Below are 17441 nucleotides of genomic sequence, written 5' to 3'. Positions count from 1 at the left end.
AGACAACCGATGACCCGACCCTTTCGTTCCTTTCTGTGCCGCGTGGCCGGCTGTCTGGCCGCGACCGCACTGGCAGCCTCCGCGGCCTTCGCCGCCTTCCCGGACAGGCCCGTGAAGCTGGTCGTTCCCTTCGCCCCGGGCGGCGGGACCGACGCCATCGCGCGTGCGCTGGGCCTCGGCATGTCGCAGGCGCTCGGCCAGCCGGTCATCGTCGACAACAAGCCCGGCGCAGGCACCATCATCGGCAGCGATGCCGTGGCCAAGAGCGCGCCCGACGGCTACTCGGTGCTGGTGTCCACGTTCGCCCATGCGGTCAATCCCAGCCTGATGGCCAAGCTCCCCTACGACACGCAGAAGGCCTTCGCGCCGGTGGTGCTGCTGGCCCGCGGCCCGAACGTCCTCGTGGTGCGTGCGGACAGCCCCTACCGGTCGGTGTCGGACGTGGTGGCAGCCGCGCATGCCAACCCAGGAAAGCTCACCTTTGCCTCGCAGGGCAACGGCACTTCGGCGCACCTCGCGGGCGAGCAGTTCACGAACCTCGCGAAGGTGCAGATGACGCACATCCCCTACAAGGGCGCCGGCCCGGCCCTGACCGATCTGCTCGGGGGCCAGGTCGACATGATGTTCGCCACCGCCGCGGCGGTCTCGTCCCAGCTGGCCGCCGGCAAGCTGCGCGCCGTCGGGGTCACCACGCCGCGCCGTGCGCCGGCCCTGAAGGATGTGCCCGCGATTGCGGAGACCGTTCCCGGCTACGCCGTGGAGAGCTGGTACGGCCTGTTCGTCGCGGCCGGCACGCCGGCCGATGTGGTCGCCAAGCTGAACGCGGCCGCAAGGAAGGCGACCGAAAGCGCCGAGTTCCGCAAGATGCTCGAGCCCGAGGGCCTCACGGTCAGCGGCGGCACCCCGGCCGAACTGGACGACTTCGTCAGGTCCGAGGCCGTCCGCTGGTCGCGGATCGTGAAAGAAAACAACGTCAAGGCCGACTGAGGCCGAGGAAGGATGAACCCCATGGACTACACCCTGATCCAGCTGCAGGTCGAGCGCGGCATTGCCACGCTGACCTTCAACCGCCCCGAGAAGCGCAACGCGATGAGCGATGAACTGCGCGCCGAATTCAGCCACGCCCTGGAGCGCGTCGCCGCCGACAAGGAGATTCGAGCGCTGGTGCTCACGGGCGCCGGCAAGGGCTTCTGCGCCGGCGGCGACATCGCGGGCATGGAGCGCCGCATGAACGCGCCGGCCGGCGAGGTCGCATTCAACGGCTGGCATCGGCAGCAACGCGTGCACCACACGCAAGCGCTGCTGCACACGATGCCCAAGCCGGTGATCGCCGCAGTGAACGGCGCTGCCTCCGGCCTTGGCGCGGACACCGCGCTCGCGTGCGACTTCATCATCGCCAGCGAGTGGGCCAGCTTCACCTGGTCCTACATCCACCGGGGCATCATCCCCGACGGCGGCGGCATGTACTTCCTCCCGCGCCGCGTCGGCCTGGCCAAGGCCAAGGACCTGATCTTCACCGGACGCAAGGTGGAGGCCGACGAAGCGCTCGCCTTGGGCATCGTGGACCGCAAGACCACGGCGGACCGGCTGCTGGCCGATGCCCAGGCGTGGGCCGCCGAACTGGGCCGGGGTTCCGCGACCGCGCTGGCGCTGTCCAAGACGATCCTGAACCAGGCCTTCGAACTGCCGGCCCAGCAGGTCTTCGCCCAGGGCAGCCAGGCGCAGGGCATCTGCTACACGAGCACCGAGCACCGCGAGTCGGTCCGGGCCTTCCTGGCGAAGACCCACGGCACGGCCGGGGAATGATCGCCATGGAAGCGCTGTCCCGATTGCTCCAGCCCCGAAGCGTTGCCGTGATCGGCGCCTCGGGCGACCCGGCCAAGACCGCCGGCCGGCCGGTGTCGTACCTGCAGAAGCATGGCTTCGCCGGCACGATCTACCCCGTGAACCCGAAGCTCGATCGCATCGGCGAGCTGCCTTGCTACCGCGACGTGACCTCGCTGCCGGCGGTCCCCGACGTGGGCATCGTGCTGCTGGGCGCGGAGCGGGCCCACATCGCCGTGAAGGAACTCGCCCAACGCGGCGCGGCCGCGGCCATCGTGCTGGCGAGCGGCTACACCGAGACCGGCGAAGAAGGCGCACGGCGCCAGCAGCAGCTGCTGGAGGCCGCCGGCAGCATGCGCATCCTGGGCCCGAACACCATCGGCCTCGTGAACCTGACCGACCACATCGTGCTCTCGGCCAGCGGCGCGCTGGAGATGGATCATTTCCACGCCGGCGCCATCGGCGTGGTGTCGCAGAGCGGCGGCATCCTCGGCGCGCTGCTGTCGCGCGCCGCCGCCCGGGGCATCGGCTTGTCGAAGCTGGTGTCGACCAGCAACGAAGTGGATCTCGAGCTCGCGGATTTCGTCGACGCACTGGTCGACGACCCGGCGACGCGGGTCATCGCGCTGTACATCGAGGCGATCCGGCACCCGGAGAAATTCCGCGCCGCCGCGCTCAAGGCGGCGCGCGCCGGCAAGCCCATCGTCGCCTTCAAGATCGGGCGCTCCGAAGCGGGCGCCAAGGCCGCGGTGTCGCACACGGGGGCGCTGGCCGGCGCGGACCGCATGTACGACGCGCTGTTCCAGCGGACCGGCGTGATCCGGGCGCAGACCTTCGGCGACCTGCTCGACATCCCGGCCGCCCTCGCGACAGGGCGGGTCCTGCGCGGCAAGCGGGTCGCCATCCTGACTTCGACCGGCGGCGCCGGCACGCTGGTGTCCGACAGCCTGGGCGTGTCCGGCTTCGAGACCCCGGCGCCGGACGAAGTCACGGCAGCGGCCTTGCGGGCCTTGCAGACCGGCGACCATGCCGCGCTGGACCGCAATCCGATCGACGTCACGCTGGCCGGCCTGCAGCCGGATCTGCTGCGCGGCGCCATCAGGGCGCTGCTGGCCAGTCCGACCTATGACGCCTTGGCCGTCATCATCGGCTCGTCGGGCGTCGGCAGGCCCGAGCTGATGGCCGGCGCGATCGCGGACTGCCTGCCGCTGTCCGACAAGCCGGTGCTGGCCTACGTGAGCCCGCATGCGCCCGAGGCCGCCGCGCTCCTGACGCAGCGCGGCGTGCCCGCCTTCGTTGCCGCCGAGAGCTGCACCGCGGCACTGGCGGGCATGCTGCAGGCGAGCCGATGGCGGGCGCCGGCCAGTGCGCCGGACGGCGCCGCCCGCGTGCAACTGCACGAGTTCCCCGCGGGCTCGCTGGACGAGGCGCAAGCCAAGCGCTTGTTCGCCCGCTTCGGCGTGCCCTGCGCCCGCGAGGCGATCGTCTGCAGCGGCGAGGAAGCCGAGCGCGCAGCGCGCGAACTGGGCGGAAGGGTCGTGCTGAAGATCCTGTCGAGCGAGATCACCCACAAGAGCGACGTCGGCGGCGTCGCCGTCAACGTCGCGCCCGAGCAGGTTGCCGCCCGGCTGGTCGCGATGGCGACCGGGGTCGAACGTGCCACCGGGCTACGCCCGGAACGATTCCTGGTGCAGGAGATGGTGGACGGCGGATGCGAACTGATCCTCGGCATGCACCGCGACGCGCTCGGCACGGCCATCCTGCTCGGCATGGGCGGCGTGACCGCGGAACTGTTCAAGGACACGACGATCCGCCTGCTGCCGGCGCAAGGCGGCCTGGGCCGCGACGAGGCCCAGGCGATGGCGCGCGAACTCAAGACCTGGCCGTTGCTCGACGGCTTTCGCGGGCGCCCTAAGGCCGACGTCGACGCGCTGGCCGATGCCATCGTGGCCTTCTCCCGCATGGCGGCGCAATTGGGCGATCGGCTGGTTGAGGCCGAGATCAATCCGCTGTTCGTGCTGCCCCGAGGCGCCGGCGTGCGTGCCGCCGATGGGGTCGTCGTGCTTCGCGAATGACGGAGTCAAGAAAAAGTGGCTGAAGGCCGAGCGGCTACGGTACTGTCCTCCGATGGGTAGAGTGCCACCTAACGAAAATATCAACGACTCAGCCCGTCTTCAGCTTCAGCAGCACCGTCATCACACCGGCCATGGCGGAGTCGAGTTCCAGATATCCCTGGAAGTCTTTGCCCTCCATCCAGGAGGAATCCCAGTTCTGCCGCTTGAGGGTCTTCTGCCAGGCGTCGGTCTGAACCGCACGCCGCGCGAGAGCGACCAGTTCCTGTTGCCGCTTCGGCGGCACGGCCTTGCCGGTGAAGACACCGCGCCAATTCGCGAGGTCGGCATCGACCCCCTGCTCACGCGCTGATGGAATCCCGAGGAATGGTCGCTTCGCGGAGACGCCGATGGCGCGCAGCTTGCCGCTCGCGATGCCTTCGCTGAACTCGCTGTAGCCCGAGATACCGGCCACGGCCTTGCCGGACTCCAGCGCTTCCACCACCTGCGCACCGCCGGCATTCGGCAGGTAGACCAGCTTGGAGGTGCTACCGGCAAGTCGTGCAAGCATGCCCGCGAACATGTGGTCGACCCCGCCTGAGGAACCGCCTGCGATCGCCGTTGACTCCGGCTGGGTGCGAAGCCTGCCGATCAGGTCCTTGACAGTGACAACAGGCGAATCGGCCTTCACGGCGACCACCTCGTAGTCGCTCGTGAGGCGCGCGAGCGCATGAATGCGGCTCATGTCGATGGCCGGCTTCTGAAGCGCGACCGCGCCCACCATGACCATCCCACCGATGAGCAGCGCATTCGGATCGGCATCGTACTTTTCCACATACTTGGCCAATCCAATCGTCCCACCCTTGCCTCCGATGTTCTCGTAGTCAACGGCGCTCACAACGCCCCCGCCGAGCATTGCAGCGCCCAGTGCCCGGCCCGTCTGGTCCCAGCCGCCACCTTCGTTGGCGGGAATGACGATCCGCAGCCGCTCAATGGGCGCATTGCCCGCGGCATTGGACTGCGCTGCCTGGGACCGCGCAGGTTCAGCCAGAGCCAGGCCCGCCGACGCTACAGCCATCCAGGTCGCGAAGTCTCGACGCCGCAACGTGGCGCCTTCCGCGACGGGGGTCGAAGTGGGCACATGCCGGTCACTGCTTCTTTTCATAATGTATCCAAATGTTTTTTTCATCGTATGCAAGGCGGACCGGATGGCCGAACCGGGTAATCCCTCACCCGAGCAAAGAATCGACGTCGGTCGATGCGCCAGCGCGCGCGAGCGAGCGACTCTGAACGATTCCTGGTCTTCCGGTTAATCGGACCTTCATCGACAAGGCCTATGGCCGATGACCATCGTGGTCGGCCCCCGGCGTCGGCGCATTCCAGACCTCCGCATCGGGATACAGGGCGGCGAAGCGGGCTCGCAGGGCCAGGGGATCAAGGAGCGGCGCGTCCGGCGCGGTCGCGCCCGCAACGGCAGAAGGCCTCGGCCCTTGTCGTCGAGTTCGCTGCTCCATGGATATTCTTCGCGCTGCGAGTACCCGATGTAGTTCGCGCGCACGATCGGCCTGCCTTCGCAGCGGACCTCGAACGGCAGCGCGTCGCCCGGCCGAAGCTTGCCTGGGTGGGCGAGCGGAATGATTTCCAGGACTGGGCCCCGCCCCGCCGATGCTTCGCAGCAGCGGCTACACGCCGTGCCGCGTCGGCGGCTTCGCCCCCGGCGCCGCGTCACCCTCCGACAGCAGCTTCTCGTAGTTGCGCCGCAGGATCAGTCCCGCGTAGTAGACGTGTTCGCGCATGAGTTGCTCGGCGCGCACGCAGTCGCGGGCGAGGATGGCCTCGATGATGCGATGGTGGTCGCCGTGCGAGCGCAGGATGATGGCGTGGTCGTCCCAGAGAATGATCCGGTCGGACGCGAAGGGAATGTTCTGCGCCTGCTCTGCAAAGCGCGTGACCCATGGGTTGCCTGCGGCATGCAGCAGCGTGTCGTGGATGGTCACGTTCATCTGCTGGTAGGGCTCGTGGTCCTCGGGCCGCAGTTCCCCGCGCGCGAGGATGCGGTCGCCCTCGGCCAAAGCGTCCAGCAGCCGCCGCGACTGCTCTTCGGTCAGGCCGCGGGTGGCCGCATTGCGGCACGCCAGTCCTTCCAGCACGGCGCGCACGTCGTAGGCCGCCGCGATCTCGTCGACGTCGAAGCCGCGAACCAGGTAGCCGCGCTTGGGCTGGTGATTGATGAGCCCCTCGCTCGCCAGCGTGCTCAACGCGGCCCGCACGGGCGTGCGCGAGACGCCCAGCCTTTCCGCCAGGGGAATTTCCTCCAGCCGTTCGCCCGGCTGGATCTGGCCATGAAGGATCCAGTTGCGCAGCGTCTCCGTGACGTCTTGAGACAGCGTTCTCATCCCTGCTCCTTCTTGTGTGGGGTGCCCATCAAGTATACATATTGCGCTCATTCTGACGACTTTAGGGGTAAATACTGAGATTTACTCGATCTCATGTATACATAATCGCCGCTTCAAGAGATTCACGCGATTCAGATCATGAAGGACGACATGCACATGGCAAAGGCCGCGCAAGAGGCCGGCGGAGGCTGGTTGGGTCTGACGAACCGCGTCTGCGTCGTGACCGGCGCGGGCGGGGGCATCGGTTCGGAGCTGGCCTTGCAGCTGCTGGCGGTCGGCGCCCGCGTCGCACTGCTGGACCGCGACGCGCCGCGGCTGGCCGAGATCGCCGCGGGGCTGAGCGACCACGCGGACCGGGTGCTGACCATCGCCTGCGACGTGACCCAGCCGCAGAGCGTGGAAGCCGCGGCGTCGCAGGTCGAGCAGGCCTGGGGGCCCGCCGCGCTGCTGGTGAACAACGCCGCGGCGCTCTACGCCGGCGCGCTGATGGACATCGCCGTCGACAAATGGAACCAGCTGCTGTCGGTCAACCTCACCGGCTACCTGCTGTGCGCGCAGGCCTTCGGTCGCCGGATGACGGCGAACGGCGGGGGCTCGATGGTCCACATCGCGTCCATCTCGGCCAGCATCCCGCAGCCCTACAGCGGCGCCTACAGCGTGAGCAAGGCGGGCGTGAAGATGCTGTCGCAACTGCTCGCGGTCGAACTGGGCGAGCACGGCGTGCGCAGCAACGTGGTCAGCCCCGCCATGATCCGCACGCCGATGAGCGAGGGCATCTACCAGGACGCCGCCGTTCGCCGTCGCCGCGAGCAGATCGTGCCCGCGGGTCGCATCAGCACGCCGTCCGACATCGCCGGCGCCGTGCTGTTCCTGGCCAGCGATCGCGCCAGCTACATCAGCGGCCAGGAGTTCCTCGTCGACGGCGGCCTGACCCAGGCCTGGCTGGGCCTGATTCCCCGCCCCGGCTTCGAGAAGGACGACGCGGCCGTGGAACCGGCCCCCTGAGACCCTGCCCGCCCCCCAATCCCCCGTTCCGACCCCGCACCTCACAAAGGAGACTCCCTTGAAATCTGCCAAGTCCTTGCTCGTGGCCGCCGCGGCCGCGCTGTCCACGCTGTGTGCGAATGCCCAGACCGACCCCGGCTTGACCGACAAGACCATCAAGATCGGCATGTTCGGTCCCCTGTCGGGCAACTCGATGGCCTACGGCTTCGACGTCATGAACGCCGCCAAGATGTACTACGACAAGGTCAACAAGGAGGGCGGCATCCACGGGCGCAAGATCGAGCTGGTGATCGAGGACGACCGCTGCAACGCCAACGACCTGCTGGCGGCGGTCAAGAAGCTGACCGAGCAGGACAAGGTGTTCGCCCTCAACGGCGGCTCCTGCTCGGCCGCGGTGGTGGGCGCGCGCGAATACGTCGAGCGCTCGCAGATCCCCCTGGTGATGCTCAACGCATCGGGCGACGGCGCGCTGTACCCGCCGTCCAAGTACATCTACGGCGCGTTCTCCATCTCGCAGCGCGCAGTGGGCGGTTCGATGGTGCAGTTCGCCTCCGAATACCTCAAGGGCAAGAAGATCGGCTACATCAACCACGACGACGCCTACGGCGGCTGGAACCTCGAGGCGGCGGAATTCCAGGCCAAGAAGCTGGGCGTGGACCTGCAGGTGCAGTCGGTGGCGCCGAACCTCACCGACGTCACGGCGCCGATGCTCAAGATCCGCGCCGCGAACCCCGACGTGCTGCTGATCACGACCTATGCCCGCCCGGTCAGCCTGCTGGTCAAGAAGGCGCAGGAGCTGGGCTGGACCAAGCCGATCGTCATCGCAGTCAACGGCACGGCCGACCTGAAGCAGCTGGTCGAGAACGTCGGCAACATGGACGCCTTCAAGAACGTCTACCTGCAGGAAGTCATGGCCGACGTGGCCGGCGGCCCCAAGCTCAAGTGGGTGTACGACATGTACAAGTCCTACTACCCCGAGCTGGCCAGCAAGCCGGGCTACCCGCAGACCTACATGCCCTACGGCATCCCGTCGGCGATGACGGTGGTCAATGCGCTAAAGGCCGCTGGCCCGCAGCCGACGCGCGAGAAGTTCCTCACCGCCCTGTCGCAGACCAAGTTCGAATCCAACGTGATGGCCGGCCCGATCGAGCTGACGCCGGTCGACCATGCGGGCCAGAAGTCGGCCATCTACCTGAAGTTCGACGGCACGACGATGACCCCGGTGCCAGGCGCATACCGCAGCCTCTGGACCTACCAGCCCAAGTAAGCAACCCGCACCAGGGACCGCGATGAACTTCAGTGAGATCTGGCTGTTCCTGCAGCAGGGCATCCTTTCAGGACTGGTGACGGGCAGCGTGTATGCGCTGCTGGCGATCGCGATCGTCGCCATCTTCAAGACCACCGACGTGCCGAACTTCGCCCAGGGTGAGATGTTCATGATCGGTGGCTACGTGGCGCTGTCCCTGTTGCTGATCGCCGGCTTCTCGTATGCCATGGTGATTCCGCTGACCGTGGTGGCGCTGGCGGTCGGCGCGGCCCTGTTCCAGCGCGTGGTCATGGAGCGCGTCACCCATTCGAAAGGCGTCGGCCCGCAGCTGGTCATCGCCACGCTCGGCCTGGCCTACACGCTCAAGGGCCTGGTGCGGCAGACCGGCCTGGGCGACACGCCGCGCTCGCTGCCCTCGCTGGTGTCCAACGACCCGGTGATCATCGGCGACGCCTTCCTCACCCGGCTCGACGTCGCGATCTTTCTCTGCGCCATCGTCGTCATGGTGCTGATCTACCTCATGTTCAGCCACACCCGCATCGGCAAGGCGATGCGTGCCGTCGGCATGAACCCGCGCGCCGCCCAGATCGTGGGCATCCGCCTGTCGCGCATCCGCATGCTGGTGTGGGCCATGTCGGGCGTCATCTCGGCGCTGGCCGCGCTGCTGATCACGCCCAAGATCCTCATCACGCCCGACATCGCGCACATCGCCATCCTGGCGTACGCCGCGGCGATCGTGGGCGGCTTCACCAGCCTGCCCGGCGCGGTCCTCGGCGGCCTGATCATCGGCATCGTCGAGAACCTGGTCGGGCTCTTCATCTCGACCAACGCCATCGTGGTGGCGCCCTTCCTGGCCATTCTCGTGACGCTGATCGTGCGTCCGCAAGGCATCCTGGGCGGCAAGCCCCAGGTGAAGAAAGTATGAAAACCATCACCCGCGATCACTGGGCGTTGCTGGCAGGCGCCGCGCTGCTGATGCTGCTGCCGTTCACGGTGTCCGGCTACGTTCTCTATGTCGTCAACCTGCTGATGGTCTTCGTCGTGCTGGCGCTCGGCCTGCACGTGGTGATCGGCGAGACCGGGCAGTTCGCCCTGGCCCATGCCGCCTTCTTCGGCATCGGCATCTACACGGCGGGCATCATCAACACCGCCTGGCATCCGCCCTTCATCGTGTCCATCCTGGCCGGCGGCCTGCTGTCGGCGGTGCTCGGCTACCTGATCGGCTACCTCGCGCTGCGCATGCGCGACATCTACCTGGCGCTGGCCACTTTCGCCTTCGGCGAGGCGATGCAGTGGGTCTTCCTGAGCTGGGAGAAGGTCACGGGCGGCTCCAACGGCATGAAGATGGACCCCGCCGAGCTGTTCGGCTACAAGCTGACCAACGACCTGCAGGCCTATCCCTTCGTCATCGTCCTGACGGCCCTGATGCTGTGGCTGACCGTGGCGCTGGCGCGCTCGCAGTACGGCTCCTCGCTGCGCGCGGTGCGCGAGAGCGACGTGGCCGCCATGGCGATGGGCATCAATGTCAAGGCCATGAAGCAGAGCGCCTTCGCGATCTCTGCCGCCTTCGCGGGCATCGCGGGCGGCATGTACACGCTCTTCACGTCCTTCATCCACCCGGAGAGCCTGGGTTTCCAGACCACCATCCTGATCCTCACGATGGTCGTGGTGGGCGGTATCGGCTCGGTGCGCGGCGCGGTCGCCGGCGCCATCGCCTTCGGCCTCATCTCCGAACTGCTGCGCCAGCTGATGTCGGTGCAGGAGATCATCTACGGCGTGATCCTCATGGGCTTCATGATGTTCAAGCCCAAGGGCCTTTTCGCCGACCGCAACCGCCGGGTAGCGCGCAAGGCAGCGAAGGAGCTTGCCCAGTGAGCACGCGCCCCTTCCTCGAGGTCTCGGGCATCACGGTCCGCTTCGGCGGCCTGGTGGCGGTCAACAGCCTGTCGTTCGAGGTCGCGCGCGGTTCCATCCACGCGCTGATCGGTCCCAACGGCGCCGGCAAGTCGACCACCTTCAACTGCATCTCGCGCTACTACCAGCCGACCGAAGGCCGCATCGTGGTCGACGGCGAGGACGTGACGCACCACGCACCGACGCGGATGGCCGGCATGGGCATCGCCCGGACCTTCCAGAACCTGGAGCTGTTCAGCGACCTCAGCGTCTACGAGAACGTGCTGCTGGGCTGCCACTCGCACAGCGCGGGGACGCTCGGCCGCCTGCTGCGCCGCCCCAGCGGCGAGATCCGCGACCTGGTGGACAGCCTGATCGAACGCGTGGGCCTGACCCACGACCGCGAGACCCGCGCCAAGGAGCTCGACTTCGGCCACCAGAAGCTGCTGGAGATCGCACGCGCCCTGGCCCTCAAGCCGCGGCTGCTGCTGCTCGACGAGCCGGCGGCCGGCCTGCGCAACCGCGACATCGAGAACCTCGACCACCTGCTGACCGAGCTGGCCCAGAAGGACGGCATCACCGTGCTGCTGGTGGAGCACGTGATGCAGCTCGTGATGTCGATTTCGGACCGCATCACCGTCATGTCCTTCGGCCAGAAGATCGCCGAAGGCACGCCGAAGGAGATCAGCGAGAACCCGACCGTGATCGAGGCCTATCTGGGCAAAGGAGCCGCGCATGTCTGAACCCGGCAAGGGACCGCTGCTGGAGGTCCGCGGCGTCAGCGCCGCCTACGGCGCCATCCAGGCCTTGTCGAAGGTCAGCCTGAGCGTGCCGCAGGGCGCGATCGTGGCGCTGCTGGGCAGCAACGGCGCCGGCAAGAGCAGCACGCTCAACGCCATCTCCCACCTCATCAATCCTTCGGCCGGCGAGGTGCACTTCGCGGGCGAGGCCATCCATCGCCTGCCTTCCGACGAGATTGTCGGCAGGGGCCTGGTGCAGGTGCCGGAAGGCCGCGAAGTGTTCAAGGAGATGAGCGTTCGCGAGAACCTCGAACTCGGCGCCTTCCTGCGGCGCGACCGCGGCGCCATGGCCGAGGACCTCGACAAGGTGTACGCCATGTTCCCGCGGCTCAAGGAACGCGCCGACCAACGCGCCGCCACGCTGTCGGGCGGCGAGCAGCAGATGCTCGCCATCGGCCGCGCCCTGATGTCGCGGCCGCGCATGATCATGTTCGACGAGCCGTCGATGGGCCTGTCGCCACTGCTGGTGGAGCAGATCTTCGAGGCGATCCAGCGCCTCAACCGCGAGCAGGGCCTCACGATCCTGCTGGTGGAACAGGACGTGCGCCTGGCGCTGACCGTGGCCAGCCACGCCTACATCCTGGAGAACGGCGAGATCTCGCTGCAGGGGGCCTCGGCCCAACTCATGAACGACCCGGCGGTGCGCCGGGCCTACCTCGGCGTGTAGACGCGCCAACTTCAGGAGCACTCGGATGGATCTTTTGGAAGGCAAGCTCGCGCTGGTGACCGGCGCCGGCGGCGGGCTGGGTTCGGCCATCTCGCTGGGTTTCGCAAGGGAAGGCGCCCGCGTCATCGTCGCGGACATCGACAAGACGCGCGCCGACGCCACCGCCGCCCGGATCGGCGCGGCCGGCGGCGAGGCCTGGAGCATCGCGGTGGACGTCTGCGACCGCGCGGCCGTGCAGGCCTGCGCCGCCGACCTCGAGGGCCGCATCGGGCCCATCGACCTGCTGGTCAACAACGCCGGCATCTCCGGCCGCGCACGCATCGACGACCCGCAGGCCACCGAGGTCTGGGACCGCCTCATCAACGTCAACCTGCAGGGTCTGTTCAACGTCACGCACGCCTTCGTGCCGGCGCTGAAGAAGACCCGGGGCTGCATCGTCAACCTGTCGTCGATCGTCGCCTTCGTGAGCGGCATCTCGTCGGCGGGCTACGTGGCATCGAAGGGCGCCGTGCGCTCGTTCACGCAGGTGCTGGCGCGCGACCTCGCGCCCTTCGGCGTGCGTGCCAACGCGGTCGCGCCAGGCCTGATGCTGACCGAGATGGTCGCGCCCCAGCTGGCCGTCCCGGGCGGCACCGACTGGTACATGAAGCGCGTGCCCATGGCGCGCGGCGGAGAGGTCGAGGAGATCGTCGGGCCGGTGGTCTTCCTCTGCTCGCCCATGGCCAGCTATGTCAATGGCGTCGTGCTGCCGGTCGACGGCGGCTTCCTCTCGGCCTGAACGGAGTCATCTGAACATGAGCAACAGCAAGCAACCGATGGCCCTCGTCACCGGCGGCGCCGGCGGAATGGGCCTGGCCACCGTGGAGCGCCTGGCGCGGGACGGCTTCTCGGTGGTGATGGTGGACCGCGACGAAGCCCTGGCGCAGCGCGAGACGCAACGACTCCAGGACCTGGGCCTGGCCGTGCAGTGCCGCGTCCTGGACCTGACGGACGAAGCCGCGGTGCGCGCCCTGGTTCAGTCGCTGCCGCCCCTGAACGCGCTGGTCAACAACGCCGGCATCTTCGACGAACGCAAGTTCCTGGAAGTGAGCAGCGCGGACTTCCGCCGGGCCTACGAGGTCAACCTGATCGCCGTCGCCACCCTCACCCAGGAGGTCGCCAGGACGATGCCCGAGGGCGGCCGCATCGTGAACATCGCCTCGCGCGCCTATCTGGGCGCGAAGAACCACCCGCACTATGTCGCCTCCAAGGCCGCTGTGGTGGGCTACACGCGGGCCAGCGCCATGGAACTGGCGGCGCGCGGCATCCTGGTCAACGCCATTGCTCCGGGGCTGATCGACACGCCGATCCTGCGCGCCCTGACGCCCGAGCGGCTGGCCGCGCAGCTCGCGCTGCAGCCCACCGGCAAGGCCGGTCGGCCCGAGGACATCGCGCAGGCCGTCGCCTTCCTGGTGTCGCCGCAGACCGGCTTCATCACCGGACAGGTGCTGTTCGTGGACGGCGGCAAGTCGCTGGGCGGGTCCGGCGCATGACGACCCCCGCCTGGGACGCGGAGTACGACGTCGTCGTCGTCGGTGCCGGTGCCGGCGGCATGGCCGCGGCGCTGACGGCGAAGATCGAGGGTTGCAGCGTGCTGCTGGTCGAGAAGACCGACCGCGTCGGCGGCTCGACCGCCGTCTCCGGCGGCGCCGTGTGGGCGCCGCTGAACGCGCAGTCGGCCCGGGTCGGCCACCCCGACACCTTCGAGAAGGCCTGGACCTACATGCGCAACACGGTGGGCGATGCCGCGCCCGCCGGGATGCAGCAGGCCTTCCTGCGCCAGGGCGCCGGGATGGTCGACTACTTCGAGAAGAACACGGCGGTGCGCCTGGTCGCGCGCAGCTACTCGCCCGACTACTACCCGGACCGCGACGGCGCGGCCCTGGGTGGCCGCTCGCTCGACCCGGCCATGTTCGATGGACGAGAACTCGGCCCGAAATTCAAGGAGCTTCGCGATCCGCTGCCCGAGTTCATGGTGCTCGGCGGCATGATGATCACCATGACCGACGCCAAGCACCTGCTGGCCGTCACCCGCTCGTTCACATCCTGGCGCGAAGGCGTGAAGCTCGTGCTGCGCTACTTCTCCGACCGGCTGCGCGGCTACCATCGCGGCACCCGGGTCGTGCTGGGCAACGCGCTGGCGGCACGCTTGTTCAAGAGCGTGATCGACCGCGGCATTCCGTACTGGCTCGACACGCCGCTGCAGAAGCTGCACTTGGTCGACGGCGCCGTGGCCGGCGTGGCGCTGTTGCACGAGGGCAAGGCGACCAACGTGAAGGCACGGCGCGGCGTCGTCGTGGCGACGGGCGGCTTCCCCTGGAGCGAGGCCCTCCGCGGCGAGCAATACCCCCAGCCCACCGGGCCGTGGTCCATGTCGCCGCAGGACAATCGCGGCGAGGGCATCGCGCTGGCCCGCGACGCCGGCGCCGTGATGGGCCAAGGCCACACCAACCCGGCCTTCTGGGCGCCGGTGTCGATCCTGGAGCGGGCCGATGGCACGGTGGTTCGCTACCCTCACCTCGTGTGGGACCGCGCCAAGCCGGGCCTGATGGCCGTCAACGGTGCCGGCCGCCGCTTCGTCAACGAATCCACTTCGTACCACGAGTTCGTCCGCGGCATGTACCGCTCCCACGAGACCGTGCCCACGCTGCCCGCCTATCTGGTGTGCGACCACGACTTCATGGAGAAGTGGGGCATGGGCCTGGCGCTGCCGGGCGGGCGGCCGCGCGACCACCTGCTGAAGGCCGGCTACCTGCACAAGGCAGAAACGCTGCGTGCGCTGGGCGATGCCCTGGGCATCGACGGCGCCGCGCTCGAAGCCTCGGCCGCGCGTTTCAACGCCCAGGCCGAGCAAGGCCGCGACGACGACTTCGGCAAGGGCAGCACCGAATACAACCGCTACCTGGGCGATGCCGAGCACGCGCCCAACGCCTGCCTGGGCGCGCTGCGCAAGGCGCCCTTCTATGCCGTGAAAGTCTATGCCGGCGACATCGGCACGGCCGTGGGAATCGCCTGCAACGAGCAGGCCCAGGCGCTCGATGCGGCCGGCCGCCCCATTCCGGGCCTGTACATGGCCGGCAACGACATGCATTCGGTGATGGGCGGCGAGTACCCCGCGCCCGGCATCACGCTGGGCCCGGCGCTGACCTTCGGCTGGATCGCCGGCCGCCAGCTGGCACAGGCCGCCGTCAACAACGATCGATCAACGTCTGGACACCCATGAAGATCTACTTCTCCCCCTTCTCGCCCTACGTCCGCAAGTGCCTGGTGGCAGCCCACGAGCTGGGTCTCCATGGCCGCGTGCAACTGCTGCCGTCGAACGCCAACCCGGTCGAGCGCGACCAGGAGATCATCGCCAGCAACCCGCTGGGCAAGGTGCCGACCTTCCTCACCGACGACGGCACCGTGCTGTACGACAGCCGCGTGATCTGCGAGTACCTGAACGAACTGGGCAACGGCGCGCTGTTCCCGCGCAGCGGCGACGCGCGCTGGAACACGTTGACACTGCAGGCTCTTGGCGATGGCATCCTCGACGGCGCGCTGCTCGCGCGCTACGAGGACGTCGCTCGCCCCGAGCCGCTGCGCTGGCCCGAGTGGCGGGCCGCGCAGCTGGACAAGGCCGAGACCTCGCTCGCCCACCTGTCGGCCCACCCTGCCCTCATGGCGCCCGACCGGGTGGACATCGGCACGCTGACGGTGGCCTGCGCACTGTGGTATCTGGATCTGCGCTTCGCCGACCTGGGCTGGCGCGATCGCCATCCCGCCGTGGCGGCCTGGTACGCCGGGTTCTCGCAGCGGCCCTCGCTGCAGGCCACCTGGTCCCTCTGAGCCCGTCCCGGGCGCCCGGGCCTGCTACCCGAGCGCCTCTTCGGCGGCCCGAGCCGCCGCCGCGACCCTCTCGAGCAGCCAGGCGTGACCCGCATCGTGCGCGTCGCGGCCATGCCAGACCGCGCGCAGGGTCTCGGTTCCGGCCTTGTACGGCGGCGCCCGGCGAACCAGATCGCCGCTCTTCGCCAGCGCCACGGCCAGGGACGCCGGCACGATGGCCAGCATCTGCGTGTCACGCAGCAGCGCCGGAATGGCGAGCGAATGCGGCACGGTGACCCTGGACCGGGGCTCCTGCTTGGACTCGCGCAGCGCCTCCTCCAGCGCGCGACGGTCGAACATCTCCGACTGGCGCGCGAGACCGCGCTCGACGATGAAGCCTCCTACCGCGCCTTCCTCCTGCCCGCCGACGGACAGGGTCACGAGCGGGTACTTCGTCAGGTCGCGCAGCGTGAGCTTCCGGCGCGCGGCGGGATGGCCCTTTCGCATGAGGATGGACTCTCCCTGGGACATCAGCGTTCGCGAATTCAGGCGGGGCGGAATCTGGGAAAAGATGCCGATGGCGAGGTCGATGCGTCCCAGGTCGATCTGCTCGGCCAGGTCCAGCCGCGTGGAGGGCCGGATGACGAGATCGATGCCCGGCGCTGCCTGTTGCAGATCGCGGGACAAGGGCGCAACGATCACCGCGGTGACGTGATCGTTGGCCGCGATGACGAAGCGCCGCCGGGAGCTGTCGGGAGAAAAAGGCTCGACGCCGAGGCTGTCCTCGATGCGGCGCAACGCGTCCCGCAGGGCCGGCGCCATCGCGGTCGCACGGCCGGTCGGCACCATGCCCTTGCCCGTGCGCATGAAAAGCTCGTCACCGACCAGCTCACGCAGCCTGCGCAGCGCATGGCTGACCGCCGATTGGGTCAGATGCAGGCGCTTTCCCGCCAGCAGCAGGTTGTGCTCCTCGTAGACGGCCTCGAACACCTTCAGCAGGTTGAGGTCCGTGCGGCCGATGCTCATGACGTCGCTCCATCACTTGAATTCCATGCATTATGGAATTGCAGAGACATCAGTTCCATTCAATTCGGTGTTCGCCCATGATCCGGTCCATCCAATTGACGGAGAGCGAAAACCATGACGCAAGACACCCTCATCGACGATCGGGAAGCGCTGATCGCGCGCTGCATTCCCTTCCTCGATGAAGTGAAGGACCTGACCACCGGCGCCGCGATCGAACGCTGGTTGAATCACAAGTACGGGCCCGACAGCGAGCTCTACCAGACCCTGGCCCGCCTGGTGAGGAAGGGCGTGGAGGACGGCTGGGCGGCGAACGCCCCGATCGACGGGCCGGCCTACCGCCGCAGCCGCATCGCCGAGCCTTCCGGGCGCACGCTCCACTTCAGCATCACGGCGGTCTACATGGACAGCACCGGCAACCGGCAAGGCCACCCGGACCATCGGATGCGCGGGCAATACCACGGCCATCCCTACGGCGAATTCAACATGGTCGTTCCGCTGACGCCGGGCGCCGCGCTGAACGGACCGAACGGCTGGTGCTTCGGCGGTTGGACCGCACCGGCACCGGGCAGCCACCACTACCCGGAAGCGAAAGGCGGCGCGGTGATCGCGCTGTTCTTCCTGCCCTCGGGCCGGATTTCCTATCACGACGCCCCGCAGGAGTGATCC

General features: G+C 68.3%; 17 protein-coding genes. 14 read left to right on the top strand and 3 right to left on the bottom strand.

Going from position 1 to position 17441, the window contains the following annotated elements:
• Window positions 1-9 precede the first annotated feature (9 nt).
• Genes QTI68_RS26220 through QTI68_RS26210 form a run of 3 tightly spaced genes read left to right on the top strand, consistent with a single transcriptional unit; the run spans window position 10 to window position 3899 of the window.
• A complete protein-coding gene (locus QTI68_RS26220) occupies window positions 10-987 on the top strand; it encodes a tripartite tricarboxylate transporter substrate binding protein (RefSeq protein ID WP_286525834.1) in 978 nt (325 codons plus the stop codon).
• A 21-nt stretch (window positions 988-1008) separates the two neighbouring features.
• On the top strand, window positions 1009-1806 hold the full coding sequence (locus tag QTI68_RS26215; protein ID WP_286525832.1) for an enoyl-CoA hydratase/isomerase family protein: 798 nt from the start codon (window positions 1009-1011) through the stop codon (window positions 1804-1806).
• Window positions 1807-1811: 5 nt separating this feature from the next.
• Window positions 1812-3899 carry an acetate--CoA ligase family protein gene (locus QTI68_RS26210; RefSeq protein WP_286525830.1) on the top strand — a complete coding sequence of 696 codons (2088 nt, stop codon included), beginning with the start codon at window positions 1812-1814 and terminating at the stop codon, window positions 3897-3899.
• A gap of 88 nt (window positions 3900-3987) precedes the next feature.
• On the opposite strand, the gene QTI68_RS26205 is transcribed toward QTI68_RS26210, so the two are convergent.
• Together QTI68_RS26205 and QTI68_RS26200 are read right to left on the bottom strand one after the other, a co-directional pair.
• Window positions 3988-5040 (bottom strand): Bug family tripartite tricarboxylate transporter substrate binding protein, encoded by a 1053-nt coding sequence (locus QTI68_RS26205; RefSeq protein ID WP_503011737.1) that lies wholly within the window; start codon window positions 5038-5040, stop codon window positions 3988-3990.
• A 517-nt stretch (window positions 5041-5557) separates the two neighbouring features.
• A complete protein-coding gene (locus QTI68_RS26200; protein ID WP_286525829.1) occupies window positions 5558-6271 on the bottom strand; it encodes a GntR family transcriptional regulator in 714 nt (237 codons plus the stop codon).
• Window positions 6272-6409: 138 nt separating this feature from the next.
• On the opposite strand from QTI68_RS26200, the gene QTI68_RS26195 reads away from it, so the two are divergent.
• Genes QTI68_RS26195 through QTI68_RS26150 form a run of 10 tightly spaced genes read left to right on the top strand, consistent with a single transcriptional unit; the run spans window position 6410 to window position 15770 of the window.
• Window positions 6410-7276, top strand: a complete 867-nt coding sequence (locus QTI68_RS26195; protein ID WP_286525827.1) for an SDR family NAD(P)-dependent oxidoreductase — start codon at window positions 6410-6412, stop codon at window positions 7274-7276.
• A 58-nt stretch (window positions 7277-7334) separates the two neighbouring features.
• Window positions 7335-8543, top strand: coding sequence for an ABC transporter substrate-binding protein (locus QTI68_RS26190; protein WP_286525825.1), 1209 nt, complete (start codon window positions 7335-7337; stop codon window positions 8541-8543).
• A gap of 22 nt (window positions 8544-8565) precedes the next feature.
• Window positions 8566-9468, top strand: a complete 903-nt coding sequence (locus QTI68_RS26185; RefSeq protein WP_286525824.1) for a branched-chain amino acid ABC transporter permease — start codon at window positions 8566-8568, stop codon at window positions 9466-9468.
• Complete coding sequence (locus QTI68_RS26180) at window positions 9465-10418, top strand: branched-chain amino acid ABC transporter permease (protein WP_286525822.1); 954 nt, start codon at window positions 9465-9467, stop codon at window positions 10416-10418. Before QTI68_RS26185 ends, QTI68_RS26180 begins: the two co-directional genes overlap by 4 nt.
• Window positions 10415-11179, top strand: coding sequence for an ABC transporter ATP-binding protein (locus tag QTI68_RS26175; RefSeq protein ID WP_286525821.1), 765 nt, complete (start codon window positions 10415-10417; stop codon window positions 11177-11179). The genes QTI68_RS26180 and QTI68_RS26175 overlap by 4 nt, the downstream gene beginning before the upstream one ends.
• Window positions 11172-11903 (top strand): ABC transporter ATP-binding protein, encoded by a 732-nt coding sequence (locus tag QTI68_RS26170; protein ID WP_286525820.1) that lies wholly within the window; start codon window positions 11172-11174, stop codon window positions 11901-11903. The genes QTI68_RS26175 and QTI68_RS26170 overlap by 8 nt, the downstream gene beginning before the upstream one ends.
• A gap of 25 nt (window positions 11904-11928) precedes the next feature.
• Window positions 11929-12681 (top strand): SDR family NAD(P)-dependent oxidoreductase, encoded by a 753-nt coding sequence (locus tag QTI68_RS26165; RefSeq protein ID WP_286525818.1) that lies wholly within the window; start codon window positions 11929-11931, stop codon window positions 12679-12681.
• A 16-nt stretch (window positions 12682-12697) separates the two neighbouring features.
• Window positions 12698-13435 (top strand): SDR family NAD(P)-dependent oxidoreductase, encoded by a 738-nt coding sequence (locus tag QTI68_RS26160; RefSeq protein ID WP_286525817.1) that lies wholly within the window; start codon window positions 12698-12700, stop codon window positions 13433-13435.
• Complete coding sequence (locus tag QTI68_RS26155) at window positions 13432-15165, top strand: FAD-dependent oxidoreductase (RefSeq protein ID WP_286525816.1); 1734 nt, start codon at window positions 13432-13434, stop codon at window positions 15163-15165. Before QTI68_RS26160 ends, QTI68_RS26155 begins: the two co-directional genes overlap by 4 nt.
• Window positions 15162-15770, top strand: coding sequence for a glutathione S-transferase (locus QTI68_RS26150; protein WP_286525815.1), 609 nt, complete (start codon window positions 15162-15164; stop codon window positions 15768-15770). The genes QTI68_RS26155 and QTI68_RS26150 overlap by 4 nt, the downstream gene beginning before the upstream one ends.
• 24 nt (window positions 15771-15794) lie before the next feature.
• Here the strand turns inward: QTI68_RS26150 and QTI68_RS26145 are convergent, their stop codons facing one another.
• A complete protein-coding gene (locus QTI68_RS26145; protein WP_286525813.1) occupies window positions 15795-16775 on the bottom strand; it encodes a LysR family transcriptional regulator in 981 nt (326 codons plus the stop codon).
• A gap of 114 nt (window positions 16776-16889) precedes the next feature.
• Between QTI68_RS26145 and QTI68_RS26140 the strand changes: the two genes are divergently transcribed.
• Entirely contained in the window at window positions 16890-17438 is a 549-nt protein-coding gene (locus QTI68_RS26140) for a 4-hydroxylaminobenzoate lyase (protein WP_286525811.1), read from the top strand.
• The last annotated feature ends 3 nt before the right edge of the window (window positions 17439-17441 follow it).

Origin of the sequence: Variovorax sp. J31P207, from assembly GCF_030316965.1 — a bacterium.
GTDB lineage: Bacteria > Pseudomonadota > Gammaproteobacteria > Burkholderiales > Burkholderiaceae_C > Variovorax > Variovorax ginsengisoli_B.
The sequence above is the reverse complement of the archived record's forward strand: the minus strand, read 5'-3'. Positions and strand labels throughout refer to the sequence as shown.

What these genes read in the sequence shown, in the direction of transcription:
- QTI68_RS26220 (WP_286525834.1), top strand. Translation starts at nt 10, where the DNA reads ATGACCCGACCCTTTCGTTCCTTTCTGTGCCGCGTGGCCGGCTGTCTG.
- QTI68_RS26215 (WP_286525832.1), top strand. Translation starts at nt 1,009, where the DNA reads ATGGACTACACCCTGATCCAGCTGCAGGTCGAGCGCGGCATTGCCACG.
- QTI68_RS26210 (WP_286525830.1), top strand. Translation starts at nt 1,812, where the DNA reads ATGGAAGCGCTGTCCCGATTGCTCCAGCCCCGAAGCGTTGCCGTGATC.
- QTI68_RS26205 (WP_503011737.1), bottom strand. Translation starts at nt 5,040, where the DNA reads ATGAAAAGAAGCAGTGACCGGCATGTGCCCACTTCGACCCCCGTCGCG.
- QTI68_RS26200 (WP_286525829.1), bottom strand. Translation starts at nt 6,271, where the DNA reads ATGAGAACGCTGTCTCAAGACGTCACGGAGACGCTGCGCAACTGGATC.
- QTI68_RS26195 (WP_286525827.1), top strand. Translation starts at nt 6,410, where the DNA reads ATGAAGGACGACATGCACATGGCAAAGGCCGCGCAAGAGGCCGGCGGA.
- QTI68_RS26185 (WP_286525824.1), top strand. Translation starts at nt 8,566, where the DNA reads ATGAACTTCAGTGAGATCTGGCTGTTCCTGCAGCAGGGCATCCTTTCA.
- QTI68_RS26180 (WP_286525822.1), top strand. Translation starts at nt 9,465, where the DNA reads ATGAAAACCATCACCCGCGATCACTGGGCGTTGCTGGCAGGCGCCGCG.
- QTI68_RS26170 (WP_286525820.1), top strand. Translation starts at nt 11,172, where the DNA reads ATGTCTGAACCCGGCAAGGGACCGCTGCTGGAGGTCCGCGGCGTCAGC.
- QTI68_RS26165 (WP_286525818.1), top strand. Translation starts at nt 11,929, where the DNA reads ATGGATCTTTTGGAAGGCAAGCTCGCGCTGGTGACCGGCGCCGGCGGC.
- QTI68_RS26160 (WP_286525817.1), top strand. Translation starts at nt 12,698, where the DNA reads ATGAGCAACAGCAAGCAACCGATGGCCCTCGTCACCGGCGGCGCCGGC.
- QTI68_RS26155 (WP_286525816.1), top strand. Translation starts at nt 13,432, where the DNA reads ATGACGACCCCCGCCTGGGACGCGGAGTACGACGTCGTCGTCGTCGGT.
- QTI68_RS26150 (WP_286525815.1), top strand. Translation starts at nt 15,162, where the DNA reads ATGAAGATCTACTTCTCCCCCTTCTCGCCCTACGTCCGCAAGTGCCTG.
- QTI68_RS26145 (WP_286525813.1), bottom strand. Translation starts at nt 16,775, where the DNA reads ATGAGCATCGGCCGCACGGACCTCAACCTGCTGAAGGTGTTCGAGGCC.
- QTI68_RS26140 (WP_286525811.1), top strand. Translation starts at nt 16,890, where the DNA reads ATGACGCAAGACACCCTCATCGACGATCGGGAAGCGCTGATCGCGCGC.